Genomic DNA, 22,199 nt, shown 5'->3' on the forward strand with positions numbered 1-22,199 from the left:
TGCCGGGGTTACGCGGCCTCCGCAGGGCGGGGAGACAGGAACGGGCGCCGCGCAGTCAGAGCGGCGGCATCCGGTCGATGTCGCCGGAGACCAGCTCCATCGCCATCACCAGCGCGTCTTCGCGGCCGCTGTACGCGGGGTAGTAACGCGGACGGCGGCCGATCTCGTTGAAGCCCTCGCTCAGGTACAGAGCGATGGCAGGCGGATTCGACGGGCGCACCTCGAGGAATACCCGGTGCGCGCCGCGGTCGCGCGCCGTCTTCAGCAGGGCCCGCAGCAGGTAACGCCCGAGGCCGCGCGACTGTCGCTCCGGCGCGGTGCACAGGTTCAGCACGTGCGCCTCGTCGGCGGCGATGCTCATCACCCCGTAGCCGGCCGGCTGGTCGTCCTGCAGCGCCAGCAGGGCCGGGTAACCGGCCAGCAGGCAGTCACGGAAGATGCCGCGGCTCCACGGGAACGGATAGGCCCGCTTCTCGATCGCCATCACCGCGTCCAGGTCGCCCTCGCGCATGGCCCGCAGCCGCCAGTGCGGCCGCGCGGTCTCGCGGTAGGCGGCGATGCTCACGCCGGCCTCCGCAGCGCGCGCAGCAGTGGCCACAGCTGGCGCTTGGCGGCCGGATCGGCACGCAGCCGCTCGCCGGGCCACTCGGCCAGCAGGGCCTGCACGCGCGGATCGGTCGGAGCCAGGCCCGAGGCACGCAGCACCGCCAGCTCCAGCCGGTCCGGCAGGCCCGCGGGCCGGCGCATGGCGCCGTGACGCCCCGCAACCGTGGGCGCCGGGGTCGCGCCCCCCGCCGCGGGTTCGGATGCGACCGGGGCACGCCGGCGCGGCGGAGCGATATCGCGGTCGGCCGGCGCGACCTGGCGCACCTGCGGCGGGGCCGCCTGCGCGACTTCGTCCGCGCCCGGGGCCGGCGCGGCCAGTTCCTCTTCGGCCCCGGCCACCCGCAGCACGCTGCAGCCCAGCGCCTGCAGCCAGTAGCGCTGGCGCGGACTCCAGGGACTGCCGACCGTGGCCTGCATGGTCAGGCCGCCTCCTGCGACGGCCGCAAGCGCAGCCAGGCCCACATGAGCGGCCCGGACAGTGCATACAGGACGCCCACCGCCAGCAGCGCGCGCGGCAGGTCGATCACCAGTATCGCGATCACCACCGGCACCACCAGCAGCACCGCGAAGGGCACCCGGTCGGCACGCATTCCGCCCTCGCCGCTGCCCTTGAAACTCCAGTAGCGGATCTGGCTGACCATCAGCAGGGCCGCGCACAGGGTCACGCCCAGGGCCACGTAGCGCAGCTCCTCGCCGCTCCAGCCCAGCTCGCCATCGGCGAAGGCCCAGACGAAGGACATCATCAGCCCGGCCGCGGCCGGGCTGGCCAGGCCGATGAAGAAGCGCTTGTCGACCACGCCGACCTGGGTGTTGAAACGGGCCAGGCGCAGCGCCGCGCAGGCCGCGTAGAGGAAGGCGATGGCCCAGCCGACGCGGCCGGCGATGCCGCCGTCGAACTTCAGCGAGGACAGCGACCAGTGGTACATCACCAGCGCCGGGGCCAGGCCGAAGCTGACCAGGTCGGCCAGCGAGTCGTATTGGACGCCGAAGGCGCTGCTGGTACCGGTCAGGCGCGCCACCCGGCCATCGATGCCGTCGGCGATCGCCGCCACGAACACGGCGATGGCCGCCGCGGTGAACTGGCTGTTGGCCGCCGCAATGATGGCGTAGAAACCCGCGAACAGGCCGCAGGTCGTGAACAGGTTGGGCAGCAGGTAGATGCCGCGGGAACGCGGCGGTGGGCGGTCGAGATCCATGACGCCAGTGTACGGGGCGACCGGCCGGCTGCGAACAGGTCGCTTGCCCTCTGCCCCTCCGGATGCTGCAATCGGGGCCTTCACGACCGTATGGAGCCTTCCCGATGCGCCTGTCGACCCGCACCTGCCTGCTGTTCATGGCCGCCACCCTGGCCAGCGGCGGCGCCCTGGCCGCCAACGTCTACAAGTGGAAGGATGCCAACGGCGTCACCCACTCCTCGGACAAGCCGCCGGCAGGCCAGCCCTACGAGGTCCGCCGGGTCGACGGCCAGTACGCGGCGGAAATCCCCGGGGACGAGCCGGCCGCGGAGAGCGCGGCCTGCGCCAGCGCGCGCCGCAGCCTGTCGGCCTTCGAGGACGCCCGCCCGGTGCAGGTGGACACCGATGGCGACGGCAAGCCGGACCGCACCCTGTCGGACGAGGAGCGCCAGTCGCACCGTGGCGTGGCCGAGGCGGCGGTCAAGGCCAACTGCCCGGCAGCCTGAGCCGCCCGCGCCGCCCGCGCCTGGCGGCGCTGCATGACCGGTCCCCCGCCCCTGGCGGGGGATTTTTTTGCCGCCAGCGACCGGGATCAGGCCAGGCCCGGCCAGGCGGCAGGGTGGTACAGGCCGGCCAGGGCCAGGATCAGCAGCGGGCCGAGCCGGGTGTAGCCGATGTGCCGCGCCAGATAATCGTCCCCGCCCTTCCCTGAAAAATACGGTTTCCTTTCCACCGCTCCCCCTCCGGCCCGGCCCGGGGCGGTCAGCCCTTTCCTCCACGCGGCGGACAAGCCTCCAGATGACCAGCTCCGGAAGGGCGAGACGCCCCCGGGAAGCCGGCGCCGCGCGCCGGGCCAGCGCTGGCCCCCGCCACATCCCCCTCTGGCAGGCGCCGGGAGCGCAGCGGCAGGCCGGCCCGCGACCCGCCTGGGCCCCGGTGCTGGCAGAATGTCGGGTTTCCGCACCTTTCCCGGCATTCCGATGCGCCTCTCCCGCTTCCACCTGCATACCACCAAGGAAACCCCGGCCGACGCCGAACTGGTCAGCCACAAGCTGATGCTGCGCGCCGGCATGATCCGCAAGCTTGCCGCCGGCCTGTACACCTGGACCCCGCTGGGCCTGCGCGTGCTGCGCAAGGTCGAGGCGGTGGTACGCGAGGAAATGGACCGGGCCGGCGCGGTCGAGCTGCAGCTGCCGACCATCCAGCCGCGCGAGCTGTGGGAGGAAACCGGCCGCTGGGAGAAGTTCGGCGGCCAGCTGCTGAAGATCAAGGACCGCAAGGAAGCCGAATACTGCTTCAGTCCGACCGCCGAGGAGGCGATCACCGATTTCGCCCGGCAGGAACTGAGCAGCTACAAGCAGCTGCCGGTGAATTTCTACCAGATCCATACCAAGTTCCGCGACGAGATCCGCCCGCGTTTCGGCGTGATGCGCGCGCGCGAATTCCTGATGAAGGACGCGTATTCGTTCCATGTTTCCGACGAGGACCTGGCGCGCGAATACGAGAACATGAAGGCCGCCTACATCCGCATCTTCAGCCGCCTCGGCCTGGAGTTCCGCGCGGTGCAGGCCGATTCCGGCGCCATCGGCGGCGACGCCTCCCAGGAATTCCACGTGCTGGCCGATTCGGGCGAGGATGCGCTGGCCTTCTCCACCGCATCCGACTACGCGGCCAACGTGGAAACCGCACAGGCCGCCGCCCCGGGCCCGCGCCCGGCCGCGACCGAAACCCTGCGCAAGGTGGAAACCCCGGTGCAGAAAACCTGCGAGGACGTTGCTGCCCTGCTGGGAATCCCGCTGCAGCGCACCGTCAAATCCGTGGCGGTGGTCGGGGAAGGCGGCGATTTTGTCCTGGCCCTGGTGCGCGGCGACCATTCCGTAAACGAAATCAAGCTCGCCAAGGTTGACGGACTGGGTGAATATCGCCCGGCCAACGAGAGCGAAATCCTCGAGCATCTCGGCAGCGAGCCCGGTTTCCTCGGCCCGGTGGGCCCGAAAAAGGCCATCCGCGTGGTCGCCGACCGCGAGGTCGCCGCCATGGCCGATTTTGTCGTCGGCGCCAACGAGGCCGGTTTCCACCTGGCGGGCGTGAACTGGGGGCGCGACCTGCCGGAGGCGGACGTAGTGGCCGATATCCGCAACGTGGTGGCCGGCGACCGCGCCGCCGATGGCGGCGAGATCCGCTTGGCGCGCGGCATCGAGGTCGGCCATGTTTTCCAGCTGGGCCGCAAGTATTCGCAGGCCATGGGTTTCACCGTGCTGGACGAGAACGGCAAGGCCGCGGTGCCGGCGATGGGCTGCTACGGCATCGGCGTGTCGCGCATCGTCGCCGCGGCGATCGAGCAGAACCACGACGAGGCCGGCATCGTCTGGCCGGTGCCGATGGCGCCGTGGACCGTGGCCATCTGCGTCATCAACCCGAAGAAAGATACGCAGGTTGACCAGGCGGCCGAGGCGCTGCTCGCAGAATTGCGTGACGCCGGTATCGACGCGGTGCTCGACGACCGCGGCCTGCGCCCGGGCCCGATGTTCGCCGACATGGAACTGATCGGCATCCCCCACCGCGTGGTGGTTTCTTCACGCGGACTGGAATCGGGAACGTTCGAATACCGCGCGCGCAGCGGCGGCGAGGCCGAAGCCCTGGACCGCGCGCAGCTGCTGGAGCGCCTGCGCGCCTGACGACGGTTTTCTGACGCCGGAAAACGGGGCCCGATTATCCAAAGGATAATCGGGCCTTTTTTACGCCCTATTCATTGCCCGGGATATATCCATGGATTATCCTGCAGCCGCATTGCCACGGACGGGCGTTTTTCCCTCGATTGTCCGGAGAACCTGATGTCGATCGATCTGAGCACGCTGTCCCCGCGGGAACTGGGTTCCCTCATCGCCACGGCCAAGAAGCGCCAGGCCCAGCTGTCCAAGCGCGCCCCGCTGGCCAAGGTCCGCGCCAAGCTGGTCAAACTGGCCCGCGCCGAGGGCTACACCATCGAGGAGCTCTTCGGCGCGTCCGGTGGCACCCGCGGCGCCGCCGCGCCCGCCCGCGCCCGCAAGCTGGGCAAGGTGCCGCCGAAGTACCGCAACCCCGAGAACCCGAAGGAAACCTGGACCGGCCGCGGCAAGCAGCCGCGCTGGCTGGCGGCCTATACCGCCAAGGGCCGCGACCTGGCCGAGTTCCTGATCCCGGGCGTCGCCGCCCCCACCCCGGCCAAGCCCGCCAAGGGCGCGCGCAAGCGGGTGGTGAAGAAGGCCCGCGGCAAGTAACCGCAGCAAATGAAAACGCCGGCCCCGGGCCGGCGTTTTCATTCATGCCGCGTCCGGGAACCCCCCCGGGACTCACAGGCTCTTGCGCGCCGGCAGCAGCAGGTTGCCGAACAGCAGGCCCGCCACCAGGGCCACGACGATATTGAGCACCAGCAGCAGGGCGCTCTGGCCGGCGTCCACGTCCTGCTCCTGGACCATGGTCAGCAGGCCGCGCAGGCTGGCGCTGCCGGGCACCAGCATGATGATGCCGGGCAGGCGGATCAGCGCACCGGGCCGCTGCGCCCAGCGGCCGAAGCCGTTGCCGGCAGCGGTCAGCACCAGGGCCGACAGGAAGATCCCCACGGGGCTGCCCCAGGTATGGCCGGCATAGCGCGCGATCAGGTAGCCGGTGATCGCCGCGCCCATCACCCATGGGTAGTCGCGCGCGCTGGCCTTGAACAGCACCGCGAAGGCGAACGACGCCACCACCATCGACAGCCATTCCACCGCCTCCGGCTGCGGCCGCAGCGCGCGCACCTGCGGCTCCAGGCCCAGCACGTCCAGCAGGGTCACCGCGACCACCGCGCCCACCGTCAGCTTCAGCACGGTGGTCAGGGCGCCGGCGAAGCGCACCGTGCCGGAGACCCAGTGCTGGCTGGAAAGCTCGTTCATGGCATTGGTGATCGCCATACCAGGCAGCAGCGCCACGAGCGAGGCGATGACGACGGTATTGAGGTTCAGCGGCGCCACCAGGGCGGCGACCAGGCTGACCACCGCGCCGGCCGCCAGGGCCGACAGCGCCTCGCCGGCCTCCTTCATCGCCGGCCGCCGGCCGCTGTACTGGTCGAGCAGGCCGATCAGCACGCCGGTGAACGCCGCCACGAGGATGTCCAGCCACGGCAGTCGCCACAGTCCGGCCACGCCCGCGGCGGCCAGGCCGAAGCCGGCCACCTGCACCAGGCTGGCCAGCCGCGTCGGAGGCCAGTCGAGCACGCGCAGGGCGGTATGGCCCTGGGCGATGGTCAGCCGCCCGCTGGCCACCGCTTCGGCCACGCGGTCGGCCTCGCACAGCTTGTGCAGGTCGTTCTCGCCGGGGGGAAGGCGGATCACCCGGGTGGTGTCGGTGCTGCCCAGCGGCTTGCCGGGGTCGCTGAAGCTGAGGATCAGGCCGGTCGGGTTGGACCAGGCCTCGCACTCCAGGTCCAGCCGCTGCGACAGCGCGGTGATCGCGGCCTCCAGGCGCTGCGCGGTGGTGCCGTAGCGGTGCAGGCGCTCGGCCATCTCCGCGACGAAGGCGATGCGCTGGGGATAGCTGGCCTGGGGCCGGGAAGGGATGTTCGACATCGTCCTAGTATCGCGCGGCGCCCGGCGCAGCAAACACCTGCTTGCCTGTATGCTGCGGCCGGACTATGGACCCGACCTCCCCGAATCCCCCCGGCTGGACCCCGGCCCCCGGCTCCGCACAGGAGGTCCGCCTGGAGGGCGACTGGATCCTCGACCACGCCATGGAGATCGCCGCGCGCCTGCGCGAGATCCCGGAGGGCGTGGCCGCGGTGGACGCATCGGGGGTCCGGCGGATCGATTCGGCCGGGGTGATGCTGCTTGCCCGCTTCGCGCGCCAGCGGTCGCTGGCGGTGGACGCGCTGCGCTTCAGCGACCGCCACCCCGCCCTGGTCCAGGGGATCGACGACGTGGCCGACGACCGCCCCGCGCGGCGGCGCGACTATGGCTTCGCCGCGGCCCTGGAGCGGCTGGGCCGCGCCACCCACGCGGTGGGCCGGGACATCGTCGAGCTGCTGGGCTTCACCGGCGAGACCCGGGTCAAGCTGCTGCGCCTGCTGCGGCAGCCGCGCCGCTTCCGCATGACCGCCACGGTGGCGCACATGGAGCAGGTGGGCCTGGATGCGGTGCCCCTGGTGGCCTTGCTCGCCTACCTGGTCGGCGCGGTGATCGCGTTCCTGGGCTCGACCATCCTGGCCGACTTCGGCGCCGAGATCTTCGTGGTCGAGCTGGTGTCGATCGCCTTCCTGCGCGAATTCGCGGTGTTGCTGACGGCGATCGTGCTGGCCGGCCGTACCGCCTCGGCCTTCACCGCGCAGATCGGCGCGATGAAGGCACGCGAGGAGATCGACGCGATCCGCACCCTGGGCCTGGACCCGATCGACCTGCTGGTGATCCCGCGCCTGCTCGCCCTGCTGGTGATGCTGCCGCTGCTGACCTTCGTGGCGATGATGGCCGGCCTGGCCGGCGGCGTGACCGTGGGCGCGTTCGACCTGGAGATCCCGCCACAGATGTACCTGGCGCGCATGCACGAGACCCTGCAGCTGCGGCATTTCCTGGTCGGCCTGTCCAAGGCCCCGGTGTTCGCCATGGTGATCGGCCTGATCGGCTGCCTGGAAGGCATGCGCGTGAAGGGCACGGCGCAGTCGGTCGGCGAGCGCACGACCTCCAGCGTGGTCCAGGCCATTTCGCTGGTGATCATCATCGATGCGCTGGCGGCACTGTGGTTCATGAATATGGGTTGGTAAGAGCCGGGATTGGTGATTCGACGAACGTGATTGGTGATTCGTGATTGGTAATTCGCAGAAGCCAGAAGCAGGCAGCCGGGACTCCGGAGAGGACGCTTTTGCTTTGACGAATCACGAATCACGAATCACCGCTTCCAACGGACGAACGTCCGGTAATCCCGAGCCCGCGGACGGTGGGGGCGGCGAAGCCGCCATTACGGTCCGCGGGCTGGTCAACCGCTTTGGCAACCAGACCGTCCACGACGGGCTCGACCTGGACGTGCGGCGCGGCGAGATCCTGGGCGTGGTCGGCGGCTCGGGTACTGGCAAGTCGGTGCTGATGCGCAGCATCCTCGGGCTGCAGCGCCCCGTCGACGGGCGCATCGAGGTGCTGGGCGCGGACGCGCGTTCGGACGATCCGCGCCAGCGCCAGCTCATCCAGCGCAACACCGGCGTGCTGTTCCAGGACGGCGCGCTGTTCTCCTCGCTGACCGTGGGCGAGAACGTCGAGGTACCGCTGCGCGAGCACCACCCTGAACTGCCCGAGGCCTGGCGGCGCGAGCTGGCGCTGCTGAAGGTCAAGCTCGCCGGCCTGCCGGCCGACGCCGCCGCCAAGCTGCCGGCGCAGCTGTCCGGCGGCATGCGCAAGCGCGCCGGCCTGGCCCGCGCCCTGGCACTGGACCCGCCGCTGCTGTTCCTGGACGAGCCCACCGCCGGCCTGGACCCGATCGGCGCGGCCGCCTTCGACCACCTGCTGCGCACCCTGCAGGAGGCGCTGGGGCTGACCGTGTTCCTCATCACCCACGACCTGGACACCCTGTACGCTATCTGCGACCGGGTGGCGGTGCTGGCGGACCGCAAGGTCGTGATCAACGCCCCCCTGGACGAGGTCGAGCGCTTCGACCATCCGTGGGTGCAGGAGTACTTCCACGGCCCGCGCGCGCGCGCCGCGCGTGGCCAGCACAACGACGGCGCCCGGCGCCAGGAGGCGGACTGAGATGGAAACCCGCGCCAACTACGTGCTCATCGGCGCCTTCACCATCGTGGTGTCGGTGGCCCTGCTCCTGTTCGGCCTGTGGGCGGGCAAGTACTCGTCCGAGCGCAGCTGGCAGCGCTACATGATCGTGTTCGACGAAGCCGTGACCGGCCTGTCGGTCGGCAGCGTGGTGCAGTACAACGGCATCTCGATCGGCTCGATCGACAAGCTTTCGCTGGACCCGGAAGACCCGCGCCGGGTGGTGGCGATCATCCGCGCCGACGCCAACGTGCCGGTCAAGACCGACACGCGCGCCAAGCTGGCCATCACCAGCCTCACCGGACCGGCGATCATCCAGCTGTCCGGCGGCTCGCCGGGCGCCCCCCTGCTGACCGCGGTCGACACGCGCGACACGCCGCAGATCCAGACCATCCCCTCGGCCCTGCAGAACATCACCGATACCGCCAACCGCATCGTCGAGCGCCTGGACCAGGTGCTCAGCGACCAGAACGTGGCCCACATCGGCCGCACCCTGGAGAACATCGAGCAGATCAGCGCCAGCCTCGCGGCCAAGGACGAGGGCATGCAGGACCTGCTGGCCACCGCGCGCGACGCCGCGCGCAGCCTGGACGTGACCCTGCAGAACACCAACGCCACCGTGCAGCGGGTCGACCAGAACCTCGTGCAGGAACTGCCGGCGATCATCAGCCGCCTGGATTCGACCCTGGCGCGGCTGGATTCGGCCGCCGGGAACGCCGACGCGATCCTTGGCGAGAACCGCGCGGCGATCAACAGCTTCGCCAACGACGGCCTGGCCCAGCTCGGCCCGACCCTGACCGAACTGCGCGGCCTGATCCGCGACCTGCGCCAGATCAGCGACCGCCTCGAGAACAACCCGGCAAGGTTCCTGCTGGGCCGCGACGGAGCCAAGGAGTTCGAACCCAAATGATGCCCGCCCCTGCCGCAAGGCCCGCCACCGCCGCGCGCCTCCTCAGCCTCCTCGTCCTCGGCGCGGCCCTGGCCGGCTGCGCGTTCGGCGGCAAGCGCGGCGACGCGGTGACCATCTACGCACCCGAGGCCACGGCCACGCCGGATCCGTCATGGCCGAAGGTGGACTGGCAGCTGGCCATCGCCCGACCCTCCGCGCCGCGCCTGCTGGATACGCCACGCATCGGCGTGCGCCCGGTGCCCGGCGAACTGCAGGTGTACAAGGGCGCGGCCTGGGCCCAGCCGCCGACGGACATGCTCGAGGCCTCGGTGCTGCGGGTACTGGAGGACTCCGGGAAGATCGATGCGGTCGGCCGCCTGGCCACCGGCCTGCGCGCCAACTACCGCCTGGCCCTGGACATCCGCCACTTCGAGGCCGACTACCGTGGCGGCGAACACCCGGTCGCGGTCATCGAGGTGGCCGCCAAGCTGATGCACAACATCGACCAGCGCGTGGTCGCCAGCCGCAGCTTCGCCCGCGCGCAGCCCGCTTCGGCCGCCAGCACCGCCAGCGTCGCCGCCGCCTTCGACCAGGCCCTGGCCGGGCTCAGTCGCGAGATCGCCGGCTGGACCCTGGCCGAAGGCCAGGCCGATGCGCAGCGGCGCGCCGCGCCCTGAGTCCCGGCGTCACGGCCGCGCCGCGATCTGCCTGAAGGTCAGGTTGATGCGCGCGCCCACCGGGCGCGCGGTCCGCGGCAGGGCGTGCTTCCAGTAGCGCTGGGGGCTGCCCCCCATCAGCAGCAGGCTGCCCGGCCCGAGCTCCAGCGCCAGCTTCCGCGCCGGATCGTCGCGCCGGCGCAGGACGAAGCGGCGGACCGCGCCCAGGCTCAGCGAGGCGATCAGCGGCTCCGGGCCCAGCTCCGGTTCGTCATCGCTGTGCCAGCCCATCGCATCGCGGCCATCGCGATAGAGGTTGGCCAGCACGCTGTTGAAAGGTGCACCCAGTTCCTGCTGCAGGCGTTCGCGCAGCGCCGCCAGTCCGCTGGTCCAGGGACGGGGCACGAACGAGCTGCTGGAATAGCGGTAGACCGCATCCGGGTCGCCGATCCAGCAGCTCAGGCGTGGCGAGTCGACCTCGCGGCCGAAGATGCGGATCCGGTGCACCTCCCAGGGCAGCTCCTGCAGCAGGTGCTGCATGAGGTCACCGGCCCGGGCCACCGACAGCCAGCCGCAGGCCAGTTCGAGGCGGGCATCAGGGAGGTCGAAGCGCTGCCATTCCATCGCCGCAACGCTAGCAGGCCGGCCGCCGCCGCGCGCGAGATTTGCCCCGCCGTCCGCGAAACCCGAGAATGCCGGGCCAGCCAGAACAGCCAGCCGGAGCCGTGATGACGGAAAGCACCGCCCCCATGCCCACGCCAGAGGTGGAACGCGACGTGATGGAGTACGACGTCGTCACCGTCGGCGCCGGCCCGTCCGGCCTGGCGTTCGCCATCCGCCTCAAGCAGCTCAATCCGGAGCTGTCGGTGTGCGTGATCGAGAAGGCCAGCACGGTCGGCGCCCACATCCTTTCCGGCGCGGTGATCGAGCCGGGCCCGCTGGACGCGCTGCTGCCAGGCTGGCGCGACAACCCGCCGCCGGTCTGCGTCCCCGCCACCGAGGACGAGTTCTGGCTGCTGACGAAGGATGGCGGCACGAAACTGCCCGTCGTGCCGCCGGGCATGCGCAACCACGGCAACTTCATCGTCTCCCTGGGCGCGATGTGCGCCTGGCTGGCGCCTCAGGCCGAGGCCCTGGGCGTGGAGATCTACGCCGGCTTCGCCGCCGCCGAGACCCTGCATGCCGAGGACGGCACCGTGCTGGGCGTGCGCATCGGAGACATGGGCGTGGCCAAGGACGGGTCGCACAAGCCCGGCTACACCCCCGGCATCGACATCCGCGCCAGGGTCACGGTGCTGGCCGAGGGTGCGCGCGGCCACCTGACCAAGCGCCTGGTCAAGCGTTTCGGCCTGGACGCGGACAGCGACCCGCAGAGCTACTCGATCGGCATCAAGGAGCTGTGGCAGCTGCCGGAAGGCCGCACCAGCCCTGGCAGGATCGTGCACAGCTTCGGCTGGCCGGCGGACAACAACACCTACGGCGGCAGCTTCCTCTACCACCTGGAGAACAACCAGGTGGCGATCGGCTACGTCAGCGGCCTGGACTACAGGGATCCGGAGTACAAGCCGTGGGAGGCCTTCCAGCAGTGGAAGAACCACCCGCACGTCAAGCCGCTGCTGGAAGGCGGCAGCATCCTGTCGGCCGGCGCCCGTGCCATCGTCACCGGCGGCTACCAGGCCCTGCCGAAGGTCGAAATGCCCGGCGCGCTGCTGATCGGCGACACCGCCGGCCTGCTCAACGTGCCCAAGGTCAAGGGCACCCACCAGGCGATCCGCAGCGGCATGCTGGCAGCCGAGCACCTGGCCGCCAGCGGCCTGGACCCGGCCGGGTTCGACGCCAGGCTGCGCACCTCCGAGGCGGTGGCCGAGCTGAGGAAGGTGCGCAACATCAAGCCCGGCTTCAAGAAGGGCCTGTGGCTGGGCATGGCCAACGCGGCCTGGGAGACCGTCACCGGCGGCGCCTCGCCGTGGACGCTCAAGGGCTCGGCGGACTGGTGCACGCTGGACAGGCTGGGCGAGCACGAGCAGCCCAAGCGCGACTACGTGGAGCGCACCCTGCCCCCGCGCGACCGCCTGCAGGGCGTCTACTACGCGGCCACCGAGCACGACGAGGACCAGCCGGTGCACCTGAAGGTGGCCGACACCTCGATCTGCGTGGAGCGATGCACGGTCGAATACGGCAATCCCTGCACCCGCTTCTGCCCCGCCGGCGTGTACGAGATGGTGGAAGACGAGGCCGGAAGGCGGCTGCAGATCAACGCCGCCAACTGCGTGCACTGCAAGACCTGCGACATCAAGGATCCGTACGAGATCATCACCTGGGTCACGCCCGAGGGCGGTTCCGGTCCCAATTACCAGAACCTGTAATCCCGACAACGAAGAAGGCCGGCGGATCCGCCGGCCTTCTTCGTTATCCGCCGCGTGCGTCTCAGGCGAGGATCGGCACGCCGGTCTTGCCGCGCAATTCGTCGATGCCCACGCCCGGTGCGGCCTCGACCAGCTTCAGGCCTTCGGCAGTGACGTCGAACACCCCCAGGTCGGTGATGATGCGGTGGACCACGCCCACGCCGGTCAGCGGCAGGGTGCACTCGGGCAGGATCTTGTGCTCGCCGTTCTTCGCGGTGTGCTCCATCAGCACCACCACGCGCTTCACCCCGGCCACCAGGTCCATGGCCCCGCCCATGCCCTTGACCATCTTGCCCGGCACCATCCAGTTGGCCAGGTCGCCCTTGTCGGTGACCTGCATGGCGCCGAGGATGGCCAGGTCGATATGGCCGCCGCGGATCATGGCGAAGGAATCGTGGCTTCCGAAGTAGCTGGCGCCCGGGCGCGCGGTCACGGTCTGCTTGCCGGCGTTGATCAGGTCGGGGTCGACCTCGTCCTCGGTCGGGAACGGGCCAATGCCCAGCAGGCCGTTCTCCGACTGCAGCCACACGTCCACGCCCTCGGGGATGTGGTTGGCGACCAGGGTCGGCAGGCCGATGCCGAGGTTCACGTAGGCGCCGTCGGTCAGCTCGCGGGCGGCGCGGGCGGCCATTTCGTCACGGGTCCAGGCCATCACTTGTTCTCCTGGCGCACGGTGCGCTGTTCGATCCGCTTCTCCGGCGTGGGGTTGTGGACGATGCGATCGACGTAGATGCCCGGCAGGTGGACCTGGTCCGGGTCGATCGCGCCGACCTCGACGATCTCCTCGACCTCGGCCACGCAGACCTTGCCGGCCATGGCGCAGGCCGGATTGAAGTTGCGCGCGGTCTTGCGGAACACCAGGTTGCCGGCCGCGTCGGCCTTCCACGCCTTGACCAGGGCCACGTCGGCCACCAGCGCGGTCTCCAGCACGTAGTGCTTGCCGTTGAACTCGCGGGTCTCCTTGCCCTCGGCCACCACGGTGCCGTAGCCGGTGGCGGTGTAGAACGCCGGGATGCCTGCGCCGCCGGCACGCAGCCGCTCGGCCAGGGTGCCCTGCGGGTTGAACTCCAGCTCCAGCTCGCCGGACAGGAACTGGCGCTCGAATTCCTTGTTCTCGCCCACGTAGGACGAAATCATCTTGCGGATCTGGCGGGTCTCCAGCAGCAGGCCCAGGCCGAAGCCGTCCACGCCCGCGTTGTTGGAGATCACGGTCAGGTCCTTCACGCCCGAGTCGCGCAGGGCGGCGATCAGCGCCTCGGGAATGCCGCACAGGCCGAAGCCGCCGACTGCCAGCGTCTGCCCGTCGGCCACCAGGTCGGCCAGCGCGGCGTGCGCGTCGGCCACGACCTTGCTGCGGGATGTCCGGTTGCCCATCTGTGTCCTCGCCAATGTCGGGATGGGGCCATTCTAGTGGGTCCGCGCGGCCTTTCGGCCGCCCTTCGCGCCGGTGCCGACGCCGGCACGGTTAGAATCTGGAACCCCCCGTCCCCCAAAGGAATGACCATGACGCTCCCCGCTTTCAAGGCTTACGACATCCGTGGCCGCGTGCCGGACGAACTGGACGAGGAACTGGCGCGCCGGATTGGCGCCGCCCTGGCCGACCAGCTGCGCCCCGGGGCGGTGGTGCTCGGGCACGACGTGCGCCTGAGCAGCCCCGCGCTGCAGGCCGCCCTGTCGGACGGGCTGCGCGGCAAGGGCCGCGAGGTCATCGACATCGGCCTGTGCGGCACCGAGGAGGTGTACTTCCAGGTCGACCACCTGGACGCGGCCGGCGGCGTGATGGTCACCGCCAGCCACAATCCGATGGACTACAACGGCATGAAGCTGGTGCGCGAGAACGCCCGGCCGATCTCGTCCGACACCGGCCTGTTCGCGATCGCCGACGCCGCCGAGGCCGATACCGCCCCGCCCGCGCCCCCGGCTGCCGGCGAGCGCGCGCTGACCGACAAGACCGCCTACATCCAGCACCTGCTGGGCTACGTGGACGTGCCCGCACTCAGGCCGCTGAAGCTGGTGGTCAACGCCGGCAACGGCGGCGCCGGCGCGATCATCGACCTGCTGGCCCCGCACCTGCCGCTGCAGTTCGTGCGCATCAACCACGAACCGGACGGCAGCTTCCCCAACGGCATCCCCATCCCGCTGCTGCCGGAGAACCGCCAGGCTACCATCGACGCGGTGCGCGAGCACGGCGCCGACTTCGGCATCGCCTGGGACGGCGACTTCGACCGCTGCTTCTTCTTCGACGAGCAGGGCCGCTTCATCGAGGGCTACTACCTGGTCGGCCTGCTGGCCCAGGCGATCCTGGCCAAGCACCCCGGCGGCAAGGTCGTGCACGACCCGCGCCTGGTCTGGAACACCGTCGAGCAGGTGCAGGAAGCCGGCGGCGTACCGGTGCTGTGCAAGAGCGGCCACGCCTTCATCAAGGAGAAGATGCGCGCCGAGGACTGCGTGTATGGCGGCGAGATGAGCGCGCACCACTATTTCCGCGAGTTCGCCTATGCCGACTCGGGCATGATCCCCTGGCTGCTGATCGCCAGCCTGGTCTCCACCAGCGGCCGCAGCCTGGGCGACCTGGTCGAGGCCCGCGTGCGCAAGTTCCCGTGCAGCGGCGAGATCAACTTCCGCGTCGCCGACGCCAAGGCCGCCGTGGCGCGGGTGATGGACCACTTCGCCGCGCAGTCGCCGGCGCTGGACCACACCGATGGCATCAGCGCCGACTTCGGCGACTGGCGCTTCAACCTGCGCAGTTCCAACACCGAGCCCCTGCTGCGCCTGAACGTGGAGGCGCGCGGCGACGAAGCGCTCCTGCGCGCGCGCACCGAGGAAATCTCGCGCCTGCTTTCCGCCTGAACCTGGAACCCATGAACGATCTGCTCCCTGTCCTGTTGTCCGGCGGCTCCGGTACGCGGCTGTGGCCGCTGTCCCGCGAGTCCTATCCCAAGCAGTTCCTGCCGCTGCACGGGGAGCTGACCATGCTCCAGGAGACCTGGCAGCGGGTGGCCCCCCTGGCTCCCCGCCGGCCGCTGGTGGTGGCCAACGAGTCGCACCGGTTCGTCGCCGCCGAGCAGCTGCACCAGGTCGGCGCCGACCCGCAGGCGGTCCTGCTGGGGCCGGCCGGACGCAACACCGCCCCGGCCATCGCCGTGGCCGCGCTGGAAGCGGGCGCCAGCGGCGACGACCCGGTGCTGCTGGTGCTGCCTTCGGACCACGTGGTGCGCGACGCGGCGGCCTTCCGCCAGGCGGTCGCCGCGGCCCTGCCCGCTGCCGGGGCCGGCCGCCTGGTCACCTGCGGCATCGTGCCCACCGGGCCGGAGACCGGCTACGGCTACATCCGCGCGGCTGCCGGCGAAGGCGTGCGTGCGGTCGAACAGTTCGTGGAGAAGCCCGACCTGGCCACGGCCGAAGGCTACGTCGCCTCCGGCGACTATTTCTGGAACAGCGGCATGTTCCTGTTCCGCGCCTCGCGCTACCTGGCCGAGCTGGAGCGGTTCAATCCCGCGATGCTGGCCGCGGTGCGCAAGGCCTGGTCAGGTGCCCGCCGCGACGCGGACTTCGTGCGCCTGGACGCGGCCGCCTTCGCCGAGGTGCCCTCGGATTCCATCGACTATGCGGTGATGGAGAAGACCAGCGATGCTTCGCTGGTGCCGCTGGATGCGGGCTGGAACGACGTGGGTTCGTGGACCGCGCTGCGCGAGGTGTCCGAACGCGACGCCGATGGCAACGCCCACCACGGCGACGTGATCGCGATCGACTGCCGCAACACGTACGCCTATGGCGAGCGCCTGATCGCCCTGGTCGGGCTGGACGACGTGGTGGTGGTGGACACCGCCGACGCCCTGCTGGTCGGCCGCGGCGACCGCATGCAGGAGGTCAAGGAGGTCGTCGCCCGGATCCGCCAGGCCAACCGGCCGGAAGCGACCTGGCACCGCAAGGTCTACCGTCCCTGGGGCGCCTACGACTCGATCGACAGCGGCCAGCGCTTCCAGGTCAAGCGCATCACGGTAAAGCCGAGCGCCAGCCTCAGCCTGCAGATGCACCACCACCGCGCCGAGCACTGGGTGGTGGTCAGCGGCACGGCCGAGGTCACCCGCGGGGACGAGGTGACCCTGCTGACCGAGAACCAGAGCACCTACATCCCGCTGGGGGTGACCCACCGCCTGCGCAATCCCGGCAAGCTGCCTCTGGAGCTGATCGAGGTCCAGTCCGGCAGCTACCTGGGCGAGGACGACATCGTCCGCTTCGAGGACACCTACGGCCGCACCTGAGCGGCCGCAGGCCGGCTCAAAAAGGCTGTGCGCAGTGCCAGTCCCAAGCGCTGCGGATGATGTCGCGCAGATCGGTCCAGGCGGGAGTCCACCCCAACTCCCGCCTCGCCCGGTCGCTTGACGCAACGAGTACCGCAGGATCGCCGGGACGGCGCTGCTCCACCGTGTAGGGAATCGAGCGGCCAGCGACCTCGCCTGCCGCCGCGATCACCTCACGGACCGAAAAACCCTGCCCGTTTCCGAGGTTGAACGCGTGAGCGCCCGGGTGGGATTCCATATACCCCAGCGCCAGTGCATGGGCCTGGGCCAGATCCTGTACATGCACATAGTCGCGCACGCAAGTTCCATCAGGCGTCGGGTAGTCGTCGCCGAAGACTTTCAACGCCGGCCCCTTGCCCAGCGCCGCCTTGAGCACATTGGGGATGAGGTGTGTCTCGCAGGCATGGGCCTCGCCGATGCCATGCTCCGGCAGGGCACCCGCGGCGTTGAAGTAACGCAGGGCGGTCGAGCGCAGGCCGTAGGCTGATGCCGCATCGACAAGAATGCGCTCCACCATCAACTTGGATGCCCCGTAGGGATTGATCGGCACCTTGGGATGTTCTTCGTCGATCAGGTCGCTTACCGGATTGCCGAATACCGCCGCCGTCGACGAGAACACCAGGCGCTGCACGTCATGGCGCCGCATCACTTCCAACAGGTTGAGAGTGCCCGCAACATTGTTGCGGTAGTAGGCATAGGGGTCACGCACGGATTCGCCGACCAGCGAGAACGCGCAAAAATGCATTACCGCATCGAAGTGACGTCCCAGGAAGACCCTGTCGAGCGAACTTGGGTCCAGCAGATCCGCTTCGACCAGCTCACCCCAGCGCACGGCCTCACGATGGCCAGTGGACAAGTTGTCCAAAACAGTGACCCGATGTCCCTGCGCGGACAGCCATTGCGCCATGTGGCTGCCGATGTAACCGGCGCCACCACAAATCAGTAGATGCATCATTTTGCCTCGGGAAAGAAACGACTATGCGGCCAGGCTCCCGACCACTCTCCGCAATGCTTGGCGCCATTGCGGCAGGTCGACCGCGAAGTCGCGCTCCAGTGCCGCCGTGTCCAGGCAGGAGTATGCCGGACGCCTTGCGGGGGTGGGGAACTCGGCGGTGGTGATCGGATGGACCCTGGGGGCGCGCGGCAGCAGGCCGGCGGCCACGGCCTCGGCGAAGATCGCCTCGGCGAAGCCATGCCAGCTGGTGTGTCCGGCCGCAACCAGGTGCCAGGTACCGCCCACGGCGGCATCGTCCAGCGCCCGGCGCAGCGCCACCGCGGTGACCTCGGCGATCAGCGCTGCCGGGGTTGGCGTGCCGAGCTGGTCGACCACCACCCGCAGCTCGTCGCGCTCGGCGCCCAGGTGCAGCATGGTGCGCAGGAAGTTGTGGCTGTGTGCGGCGTACACCCACGCGGTGCGGAACACCAGGTAGCGGCCGCCGGCGGCGCGGATCGCCTGCTCGCCGGCCAGCTTGCTGGCCCCGTACACGCCCAGCGGCGCGGTCGGATCGTCCTCGCGGTAGGGGCGGCTGCCCTGCCCGTCGAACACGTAGTCGGTGGAGTAATGCACCAGCGGGATGCCGGCGGTGGCGCAGGCCTGGGCCAACACGCCGGGCGCCTCGCCGTTGATGCGGAACGCGGCTTCGGCCTCGGACTCGGCCCTGTCCACCGCGGTATAGGCCGCAGCGTTGATGACCGCGTCGGGCGCGACCTCGCGCACCACTTCGGCCAGGCGCCCAGGGCTATCCAGGTCGGCGGCGATGGCCTGGCCGCCATCGTGCAGGCGACCGTCGCGGGTGGTGGCGACGACCTCGCCCAGCGGCGCCAGGCTGCGGCGCAGCTCGCGCCCCAGCTGGCCGTTGCCGCCCACCAGCAACAGCCGGCTCATGGCGTGTAGACCGGCAGGCGGTCCTCGGCGATCCCGGCCAGGAACGGCGCGCTGCTGTCCTTGGCCGACAGCACCGGCTCGGCGATGGGCCAGTCCACGCCGATGTCGCCATCGTTCCAGCGCACCCCGGCATCGGCCTCCTTCACGTACACGTCGGTGCACAGGTAGCTGAAGATCGCGTGCTCGGACAGCACCGCGAAGCCGTGGGCGAAGCCGTCCGGGATCCAGAACTGGCGCCGGTTCTGCGCACTGAGCACCACCGCTTCCCAGCGGCCGAAGGTCGGCGAGCCGCGGCGGATGTCCACCGCCACGTCGTAGACCTCGCCTTCCAGCACGCTCACCAGCTTGCCCTGCGGCCGCGGCCACTGGTAATGCAGGCCGCGCAGCACGCCGCGGGTGGAGGTGGACACGTTGCTCTGCACGAACCGGGTCGGCAGGCCGTGCTGGGCGAAGCGCTCGGCGTTCCAGGTCTCGAAGAACACGCCGCGGGCGTCGCCGAACACCGCCGGCTCGATCACCACGCAGCCCGGCAGGGCGGTCTCGATCACCTTCATCGCACCACCCCGCGCTTGAGCAGGGCCAGCAGGTACTGGCCGTAGCCGTTCTTGGCCAGCGGCTGCGCCAGCTTCTCCAGCTGCGCCGCGTCGATCCAGCCGTTGCCGTAGGCGATCTCCTCCGGGCAGCACACCTGCAGGCCCTGGCGGTCCTGGATGGTCTGGATGAAGTTGGAGGCATCGTGCAGCGACTGGTGGGTGCCGGTGTCCAGCCAGGCGTAGCCGCGGCCCAGCTGCTCCAGGTACAGCGCGCCCTCGTCCAGGTAGCGCTTGTTGAGGTCGGTGATCTCCAGCTCGCCGCGGGCCGAGGGCTTGAGCTCGGCGGCGTAGTCGGCGGCCTTGCCGTCGTAGAAGTACAGGCCGGTGACGGCGTAGTTGGAGCGCGGGTTGGCCGGCTTCTCCTCGATGCCCACCACCTTGCCGCTGGCGTCGAACTCGGCCACGCCGTAGCGCTCCGGATCGTTGACCCAGTAGCCGAATACGGTGGCGCCCTCGGTACGCGCATTGGCCCGGGCCAGGGTGGCGGTCAGGCCATGGCCGTGGAAGATGTTGTCGCCCAGCACCAGGCAGCTGGGCTGGCCGGCAACGAAGTCGCGGCCGATCAGGTAGGCCTGGGCCAGGCCGTCGGGACTGGGCTGGACCGCGTACCGGATGTCCATGCCCCACTGCGAGCCGTCGCCCAGCAGGTTCTGGAACAGGGCCTGCTCGTGCGGCGTGTTGATCACCAGCACCTCGCGGATGCCCGCCAGCATCAGCACGCTGAGCGGGTAGTAGATCATCGGCTTGTCGTACACCGGCAGCAGCTGCTTGCTGACGCCCTTGGTGATCGGATAGAGCCGGGTGCCGGAGCCGCCGGCCAGGATGATGCCTTTGCGTGCCATCGTGGTTTTCCTTGGAAAGTCCGCACAGGGATGTGCGGGCTCTTGCGAGGGACTCGCGATCAAGCCGCGGTGCCGATGCGTTCGAGGCGGTAGCTGCCGTCCAGCACCCGCTGCACCCATTCCTGGTTGGCCAGATACCAGTCCACGGTGGCGGCGATGCCCTGCTCGAAGGTGTACTTCGGCTCCCAGCCCAGCTCGTCCTTCAGCTTGGAGGCATCGATCGCGTAACGGCGGTCGTGCCCGGGGCGGTCGGCCACGTGGGTGATCTGGGTCTCGCGCGGCTGGCCGTCCGGACGCGGACGGCGCTGGTCCAGCAGGCGGCAGATGGTGCGCACCACCTCGATGTTCTGCCTCTCCGAGTTGCCGCCGACGTTGTAGGTCTCGCCCACCCGGCCCCTGGCCAGCACGGTGCGGATCGCCTCGCAGTGGTCGGCCACGTACAGCCAGTCGCGCACCTGCCTGCCGTCGCCGTAGACCGGCAGCGGCTCGCCGGCCAGGGCCTTGGCGATCACCAGCGGGATCAGCTTCTCCGGGAAGTGGTACGGGCCGTAGTTGTTGGAGCAGTTGGTGGTCAGCACCGGCAGCCCGTAGGTGTGGTGGAAGGCGCGGACCAGGTGGTCCGAGGCGGCCTTCGACGCCGAGTACGGGGAGTTGGGCGCGTAGGGGGTAGTCTCGGTGAACTTGCCGGTCTCGCCCAGGGTCCCGTAGACCTCGTCGGTGGACACGTGCAGGAAGCGGAACGCCGCCTTCGCCTCGCCCTCCAGTCCCTTCCAGTAGTCGCGCACGGCCTCCAGCAGGCCAAGGGTGCCGACCACGTTGGTCTGGATGAAGGCGGCCGGGCCGTCGATGGAGCGGTCCACGTGGCTCTCGGCGGCGAAGTTGAGCACCGCATCGGGGCGGTGCTCGGCCAGCAGGCGGGCCACCAGCTCGCGGTCCCCGATGTCCCCGTGCACGAAGATGTGGTCCGGATTGCCCTGCAGCGAGGCCAGGGTGTCGAGGTTGCCGGCGTAGGTCAGCGCATCGAGGTTGACGACCCGGATACCGCGCGCCACCGCCTCGAGTACGAAATTGCCGCCGATGAAGCCGGCGCCGCCGGTAACGAGCCACGTGGCCAAGGCCGAATCTCCTGTCCGCTGTGCGGATACATTGCCGGCGGCAAGGATACCGTTCGCCGTTGAATCCCAGCTGTTCAGGTTACAGCCTCCACCATACCTGATCGCATGGTGGCACCCGGCCCGGTAGAATCGCAGTCCCGTCCCGGACCGGACCACCGGGCCGCCCCGTCCCAGCTCAAGGATTCCGTACACGATGAAGATCCTGGTCGCCTACAAGCGCGTCGTGGATTACAACGTCCGCATCCAGGTCAAGCCGGATGGCTCCGGCGTGGTGACCGAGGGCGTGAAGCTCTCCCCCAACCCGTTCGACGAGATCGCGCTCGAGGAGGCCCTCCGCCTGCGCGACAAGGGCATCGCCACCGAGGTGGTGGTGGCCACGATCGCCCCGGCCGACGCCCAGGCGCACCTGCGCAACGGCCTGGCGATGGGCGCCAACCGCGCCATCCACGTGGTCACCGACCAGGCGGTGCAGCCGCTGGCCGCCGCCCGCACCCTGCTGAAGCTTGTCGAGAAGGAGCAGCCGGACCTGGTGATCCTGGGCAAGCAGGCCATCGACGACGACGCCAACCAGACCGGACAGATGCTGGCCACCCTGTGGGGCCGACCGCAGGCCACCTTCGCCAGCAAGCTGGAAGTGGCCAACGGCAAGGCCACGGTGACCCGCGAGGTCGATGCCGGCCTGGAGACCCTGGAAGTGGACCTTCCGGCAGTGGTGACCACCGACCTGCGCCTCAACGAGCCGCGCTTCATCAAGCTGCCGGACATCATGAAGGCCAAGAGCAAGCCGCTGGAGACCCTGCAGCTGGCCGACCTCGGCGTCGACGCCGGCCCCGGCCTGGAGACCACCGCCTATGCCCCCCCGCCGAAGCGCAGCCGCGGCGTGATGGTCAAGGACGCGGCCGAGCTGGTCGCCACCCTCAAGGCCAAGGGCCTGCTCTGATCCTTCTGGCCGCGCCGGGCGCCCGGCG

24 protein-coding genes are annotated in these 22,199 nt (G+C 70.0%); 11 read left to right on the top strand and 13 right to left on the bottom strand.

The genetic code is table 11. The features are described from left to right. Nucleotides 1-55: 55 nt before the first annotated feature. From rimI to pssA, 3 genes are read right to left on the bottom strand one after another with little or no spacing between them, the layout of a single operon-like run. Nucleotides 56-511, bottom strand: a complete 456-nt coding sequence (gene rimI, locus CSC68_RS02655; RefSeq protein WP_162202046.1) for a ribosomal protein S18-alanine N-acetyltransferase — start codon at nucleotides 509-511, stop codon at nucleotides 56-58. A 50-nt stretch (nucleotides 512-561) separates the two neighbouring features. Next, nucleotides 562-1,023, bottom strand: coding sequence for a hypothetical protein (locus tag CSC68_RS02660; RefSeq protein ID WP_162201949.1), 462 nt, complete (start codon nucleotides 1,021-1,023; stop codon nucleotides 562-564). Between the two features lie 2 nt (nucleotides 1,024-1,025). After that, nucleotides 1,026-1,802 carry a CDP-diacylglycerol--serine O-phosphatidyltransferase gene (gene pssA, locus CSC68_RS02665; RefSeq protein ID WP_162201950.1) on the bottom strand — a complete coding sequence of 259 codons (777 nt, stop codon included), beginning with the start codon at nucleotides 1,800-1,802 and terminating at the stop codon, nucleotides 1,026-1,028. A gap of 104 nt (nucleotides 1,803-1,906) precedes the next feature. On the opposite strand from pssA, the gene CSC68_RS02670 reads away from it, so the two are divergent. Beyond that, nucleotides 1,907-2,287 (top strand): DUF4124 domain-containing protein, encoded by a 381-nt coding sequence (locus CSC68_RS02670; RefSeq protein ID WP_162201951.1) that lies wholly within the window; start codon nucleotides 1,907-1,909, stop codon nucleotides 2,285-2,287. An 86-nt stretch (nucleotides 2,288-2,373) separates the two neighbouring features. On the opposite strand, the gene CSC68_RS02675 is transcribed toward CSC68_RS02670, so the two are convergent. Beyond that, complete coding sequence (locus CSC68_RS02675; RefSeq protein ID WP_162201952.1) at nucleotides 2,374-2,514, bottom strand: hypothetical protein; 141 nt, start codon at nucleotides 2,512-2,514, stop codon at nucleotides 2,374-2,376. 247 nt (nucleotides 2,515-2,761) lie between these two features. Here CSC68_RS02675 and CSC68_RS02680 point away from each other — a divergent pair, with 247 nt between their 5' ends. After that, nucleotides 2,762-4,459: a proline--tRNA ligase gene (locus CSC68_RS02680; RefSeq protein ID WP_162201953.1), complete on the top strand. Its 1,698-nt coding sequence runs from the start codon at nucleotides 2,762-2,764 to the stop codon at nucleotides 4,457-4,459. A 156-nt stretch (nucleotides 4,460-4,615) separates the two neighbouring features. Further along, nucleotides 4,616-5,041, top strand: coding sequence for an H-NS histone family protein (locus CSC68_RS02685; RefSeq protein WP_162201954.1), 426 nt, complete (start codon nucleotides 4,616-4,618; stop codon nucleotides 5,039-5,041). A 72-nt stretch (nucleotides 5,042-5,113) separates the two neighbouring features. Here the strand turns inward: CSC68_RS02685 and CSC68_RS02690 are convergent, their stop codons facing one another. Continuing rightward, the gene (locus CSC68_RS02690) at nucleotides 5,114-6,364 is read right to left on the bottom strand and encodes a threonine/serine exporter family protein (protein WP_162201955.1); all 1,251 of its coding nucleotides are present in this window, start codon (nucleotides 6,362-6,364) and stop codon (nucleotides 5,114-5,116) included. A 65-nt stretch (nucleotides 6,365-6,429) separates the two neighbouring features. On the opposite strand from CSC68_RS02690, the gene CSC68_RS02695 reads away from it, so the two are divergent. The 4 genes from CSC68_RS02695 to CSC68_RS02710 all read left to right on the top strand — a co-directional run bounded on the left by CSC68_RS02695 (nucleotide 6,430) and on the right by CSC68_RS02710 (nucleotide 10,108). Then, nucleotides 6,430-7,548, top strand: coding sequence for an ABC transporter permease (locus CSC68_RS02695; RefSeq protein ID WP_162201956.1), 1,119 nt, complete (start codon nucleotides 6,430-6,432; stop codon nucleotides 7,546-7,548). Between the two features lie 103 nt (nucleotides 7,549-7,651). After that, nucleotides 7,652-8,524, top strand: coding sequence for an ABC transporter ATP-binding protein (locus CSC68_RS02700; RefSeq protein WP_246193427.1), 873 nt, complete (start codon nucleotides 7,652-7,654; stop codon nucleotides 8,522-8,524). 1 nt (nucleotide 8,525) lies between these two features. Then, nucleotides 8,526-9,452, top strand: coding sequence for an MlaD family protein (locus CSC68_RS02705; RefSeq protein WP_162201958.1), 927 nt, complete (start codon nucleotides 8,526-8,528; stop codon nucleotides 9,450-9,452). Continuing rightward, on the top strand, nucleotides 9,452-10,108 hold the full coding sequence (locus CSC68_RS02710) for an ABC-type transport auxiliary lipoprotein family protein (RefSeq protein ID WP_425501195.1): 657 nt from the start codon (nucleotides 9,452-9,454) through the stop codon (nucleotides 10,106-10,108). The genes CSC68_RS02705 and CSC68_RS02710 overlap by 1 nt, the downstream gene beginning before the upstream one ends. Before the next feature lie 9 nt (nucleotides 10,109-10,117). Here CSC68_RS02710 and CSC68_RS02715 read toward each other — a convergent pair whose 3' ends face one another. Then, nucleotides 10,118-10,711 (bottom strand): alpha-ketoglutarate-dependent dioxygenase AlkB family protein, encoded by a 594-nt coding sequence (locus CSC68_RS02715; protein WP_162201960.1) that lies wholly within the window; start codon nucleotides 10,709-10,711, stop codon nucleotides 10,118-10,120. 104 nt (nucleotides 10,712-10,815) lie between these two features. Between CSC68_RS02715 and CSC68_RS02720 the strand changes: the two genes are divergently transcribed. Continuing rightward, complete coding sequence (locus CSC68_RS02720) at nucleotides 10,816-12,453, top strand: electron transfer flavoprotein-ubiquinone oxidoreductase (RefSeq protein ID WP_162201961.1); 1,638 nt, start codon at nucleotides 10,816-10,818, stop codon at nucleotides 12,451-12,453. Between the two features lie 61 nt (nucleotides 12,454-12,514). Here CSC68_RS02720 and CSC68_RS02725 read toward each other — a convergent pair whose 3' ends face one another. Continuing rightward, nucleotides 12,515-13,144 (bottom strand): CoA transferase subunit B, encoded by a 630-nt coding sequence (locus tag CSC68_RS02725; RefSeq protein ID WP_162201962.1) that lies wholly within the window; start codon nucleotides 13,142-13,144, stop codon nucleotides 12,515-12,517. Next, a complete protein-coding gene (locus CSC68_RS02730) occupies nucleotides 13,144-13,866 on the bottom strand; it encodes a CoA transferase subunit A (protein ID WP_162201963.1) in 723 nt (240 codons plus the stop codon). Before CSC68_RS02730 ends, CSC68_RS02725 begins: the two co-directional genes overlap by 1 nt. 129 nt (nucleotides 13,867-13,995) lie before the next feature. Here CSC68_RS02730 and CSC68_RS02735 point away from each other — a divergent pair, with 129 nt between their 5' ends. After that, complete coding sequence (locus tag CSC68_RS02735) at nucleotides 13,996-15,342, top strand: phosphohexomutase domain-containing protein (RefSeq protein ID WP_162201964.1); 1,347 nt, start codon at nucleotides 13,996-13,998, stop codon at nucleotides 15,340-15,342. 11 nt (nucleotides 15,343-15,353) lie between these two features. After that, nucleotides 15,354-16,757 carry a mannose-1-phosphate guanylyltransferase/mannose-6-phosphate isomerase gene (locus CSC68_RS02740; RefSeq protein WP_162201965.1) on the top strand — a complete coding sequence of 468 codons (1,404 nt, stop codon included), beginning with the start codon at nucleotides 15,354-15,356 and terminating at the stop codon, nucleotides 16,755-16,757. A gap of 16 nt (nucleotides 16,758-16,773) precedes the next feature. On the opposite strand, the gene galE is transcribed toward CSC68_RS02740, so the two are convergent. The 5 genes from galE to rfbB are packed head-to-tail and all read right to left on the bottom strand — an operon-like array spanning nucleotide 16,774 to nucleotide 21,231. Continuing rightward, nucleotides 16,774-17,748 (bottom strand): UDP-glucose 4-epimerase GalE, encoded by a 975-nt coding sequence (gene galE / locus CSC68_RS02745; RefSeq protein WP_162202047.1) that lies wholly within the window; start codon nucleotides 17,746-17,748, stop codon nucleotides 16,774-16,776. A 24-nt stretch (nucleotides 17,749-17,772) separates the two neighbouring features. Continuing rightward, entirely contained in the window at nucleotides 17,773-18,681 is a 909-nt protein-coding gene (gene rfbD / locus CSC68_RS02750) for a dTDP-4-dehydrorhamnose reductase (RefSeq protein WP_162201966.1), read from the bottom strand. Next, nucleotides 18,678-19,235 carry a dTDP-4-dehydrorhamnose 3,5-epimerase gene (gene rfbC, locus CSC68_RS02755; protein WP_162201967.1) on the bottom strand — a complete coding sequence of 186 codons (558 nt, stop codon included), beginning with the start codon at nucleotides 19,233-19,235 and terminating at the stop codon, nucleotides 18,678-18,680. Before rfbC ends, rfbD begins: the two co-directional genes overlap by 4 nt. Continuing rightward, entirely contained in the window at nucleotides 19,232-20,116 is an 885-nt protein-coding gene (gene rfbA, locus CSC68_RS02760) for a glucose-1-phosphate thymidylyltransferase RfbA (protein ID WP_162201968.1), read from the bottom strand. Before rfbA ends, rfbC begins: the two co-directional genes overlap by 4 nt. Nucleotides 20,117-20,175: 59 nt before the next feature. Beyond that, a complete protein-coding gene (gene rfbB / locus CSC68_RS02765) occupies nucleotides 20,176-21,231 on the bottom strand; it encodes a dTDP-glucose 4,6-dehydratase (RefSeq protein WP_162201969.1) in 1,056 nt (351 codons plus the stop codon). Nucleotides 21,232-21,424: 193 nt separating this feature from the next. Between rfbB and CSC68_RS02770 the strand changes: the two genes are divergently transcribed. After that, nucleotides 21,425-22,171 carry an electron transfer flavoprotein subunit beta/FixA family protein gene (locus tag CSC68_RS02770; protein WP_162201970.1) on the top strand — a complete coding sequence of 249 codons (747 nt, stop codon included), beginning with the start codon at nucleotides 21,425-21,427 and terminating at the stop codon, nucleotides 22,169-22,171. Nucleotides 22,172-22,199: the final 28 nt, after the last annotated feature.

It is taken from the genome of Pseudoxanthomonas suwonensis, from assembly GCF_010093235.1.
GTDB classification, from domain to species: domain Bacteria; phylum Pseudomonadota; class Gammaproteobacteria; order Xanthomonadales; family Xanthomonadaceae; genus Pseudoxanthomonas; species Pseudoxanthomonas suwonensis.

What these genes read in the sequence shown, in the direction of transcription:
- rfbA (WP_162201968.1), bottom strand. Translation starts at nt 20,116, where the DNA reads ATGGCACGCAAAGGCATCATCCTGGCCGGCGGCTCCGGCACCCGGCTC.
- CSC68_RS02770 (WP_162201970.1), top strand. Translation starts at nt 21,425, where the DNA reads ATGAAGATCCTGGTCGCCTACAAGCGCGTCGTGGATTACAACGTCCGC.
- CSC68_RS02710 (WP_425501195.1), top strand. Translation starts at nt 9,452, where the DNA reads ATGCCCGCCCCTGCCGCAAGGCCCGCCACCGCCGCGCGCCTCCTCAGC.
- rfbD (WP_162201966.1), bottom strand. Translation starts at nt 18,681, where the DNA reads ATGAGCCGGCTGTTGCTGGTGGGCGGCAACGGCCAGCTGGGGCGCGAG.
- CSC68_RS02705 (WP_162201958.1), top strand. Translation starts at nt 8,526, where the DNA reads ATGGAAACCCGCGCCAACTACGTGCTCATCGGCGCCTTCACCATCGTG.
- CSC68_RS02740 (WP_162201965.1), top strand. Translation starts at nt 15,354, where the DNA reads ATGAACGATCTGCTCCCTGTCCTGTTGTCCGGCGGCTCCGGTACGCGG.
- CSC68_RS02720 (WP_162201961.1), top strand. Translation starts at nt 10,816, where the DNA reads ATGACGGAAAGCACCGCCCCCATGCCCACGCCAGAGGTGGAACGCGAC.
- rimI (WP_162202046.1), bottom strand. Translation starts at nt 511, where the DNA reads ATGCGCGAGGGCGACCTGGACGCGGTGATGGCGATCGAGAAGCGGGCC.
- CSC68_RS02735 (WP_162201964.1), top strand. Translation starts at nt 13,996, where the DNA reads ATGACGCTCCCCGCTTTCAAGGCTTACGACATCCGTGGCCGCGTGCCG.
- CSC68_RS02725 (WP_162201962.1), bottom strand. Translation starts at nt 13,144, where the DNA reads ATGGCCTGGACCCGTGACGAAATGGCCGCCCGCGCCGCCCGCGAGCTG.
- CSC68_RS02690 (WP_162201955.1), bottom strand. Translation starts at nt 6,364, where the DNA reads ATGTCGAACATCCCTTCCCGGCCCCAGGCCAGCTATCCCCAGCGCATC.
- CSC68_RS02715 (WP_162201960.1), bottom strand. Translation starts at nt 10,711, where the DNA reads ATGGAATGGCAGCGCTTCGACCTCCCTGATGCCCGCCTCGAACTGGCC.
- rfbC (WP_162201967.1), bottom strand. Translation starts at nt 19,235, where the DNA reads ATGAAGGTGATCGAGACCGCCCTGCCGGGCTGCGTGGTGATCGAGCCG.
- CSC68_RS02660 (WP_162201949.1), bottom strand. Translation starts at nt 1,023, where the DNA reads ATGCAGGCCACGGTCGGCAGTCCCTGGAGTCCGCGCCAGCGCTACTGG.
- CSC68_RS02695 (WP_162201956.1), top strand. Translation starts at nt 6,430, where the DNA reads ATGGACCCGACCTCCCCGAATCCCCCCGGCTGGACCCCGGCCCCCGGC.
- CSC68_RS02680 (WP_162201953.1), top strand. Translation starts at nt 2,762, where the DNA reads ATGCGCCTCTCCCGCTTCCACCTGCATACCACCAAGGAAACCCCGGCC.
- CSC68_RS02685 (WP_162201954.1), top strand. Translation starts at nt 4,616, where the DNA reads ATGTCGATCGATCTGAGCACGCTGTCCCCGCGGGAACTGGGTTCCCTC.
- pssA (WP_162201950.1), bottom strand. Translation starts at nt 1,802, where the DNA reads ATGGATCTCGACCGCCCACCGCCGCGTTCCCGCGGCATCTACCTGCTG.
- CSC68_RS02670 (WP_162201951.1), top strand. Translation starts at nt 1,907, where the DNA reads ATGCGCCTGTCGACCCGCACCTGCCTGCTGTTCATGGCCGCCACCCTG.
- CSC68_RS02730 (WP_162201963.1), bottom strand. Translation starts at nt 13,866, where the DNA reads ATGGGCAACCGGACATCCCGCAGCAAGGTCGTGGCCGACGCGCACGCC.
- galE (WP_162202047.1), bottom strand. Translation starts at nt 17,748, where the DNA reads ATGCATCTACTGATTTGTGGTGGCGCCGGTTACATCGGCAGCCACATG.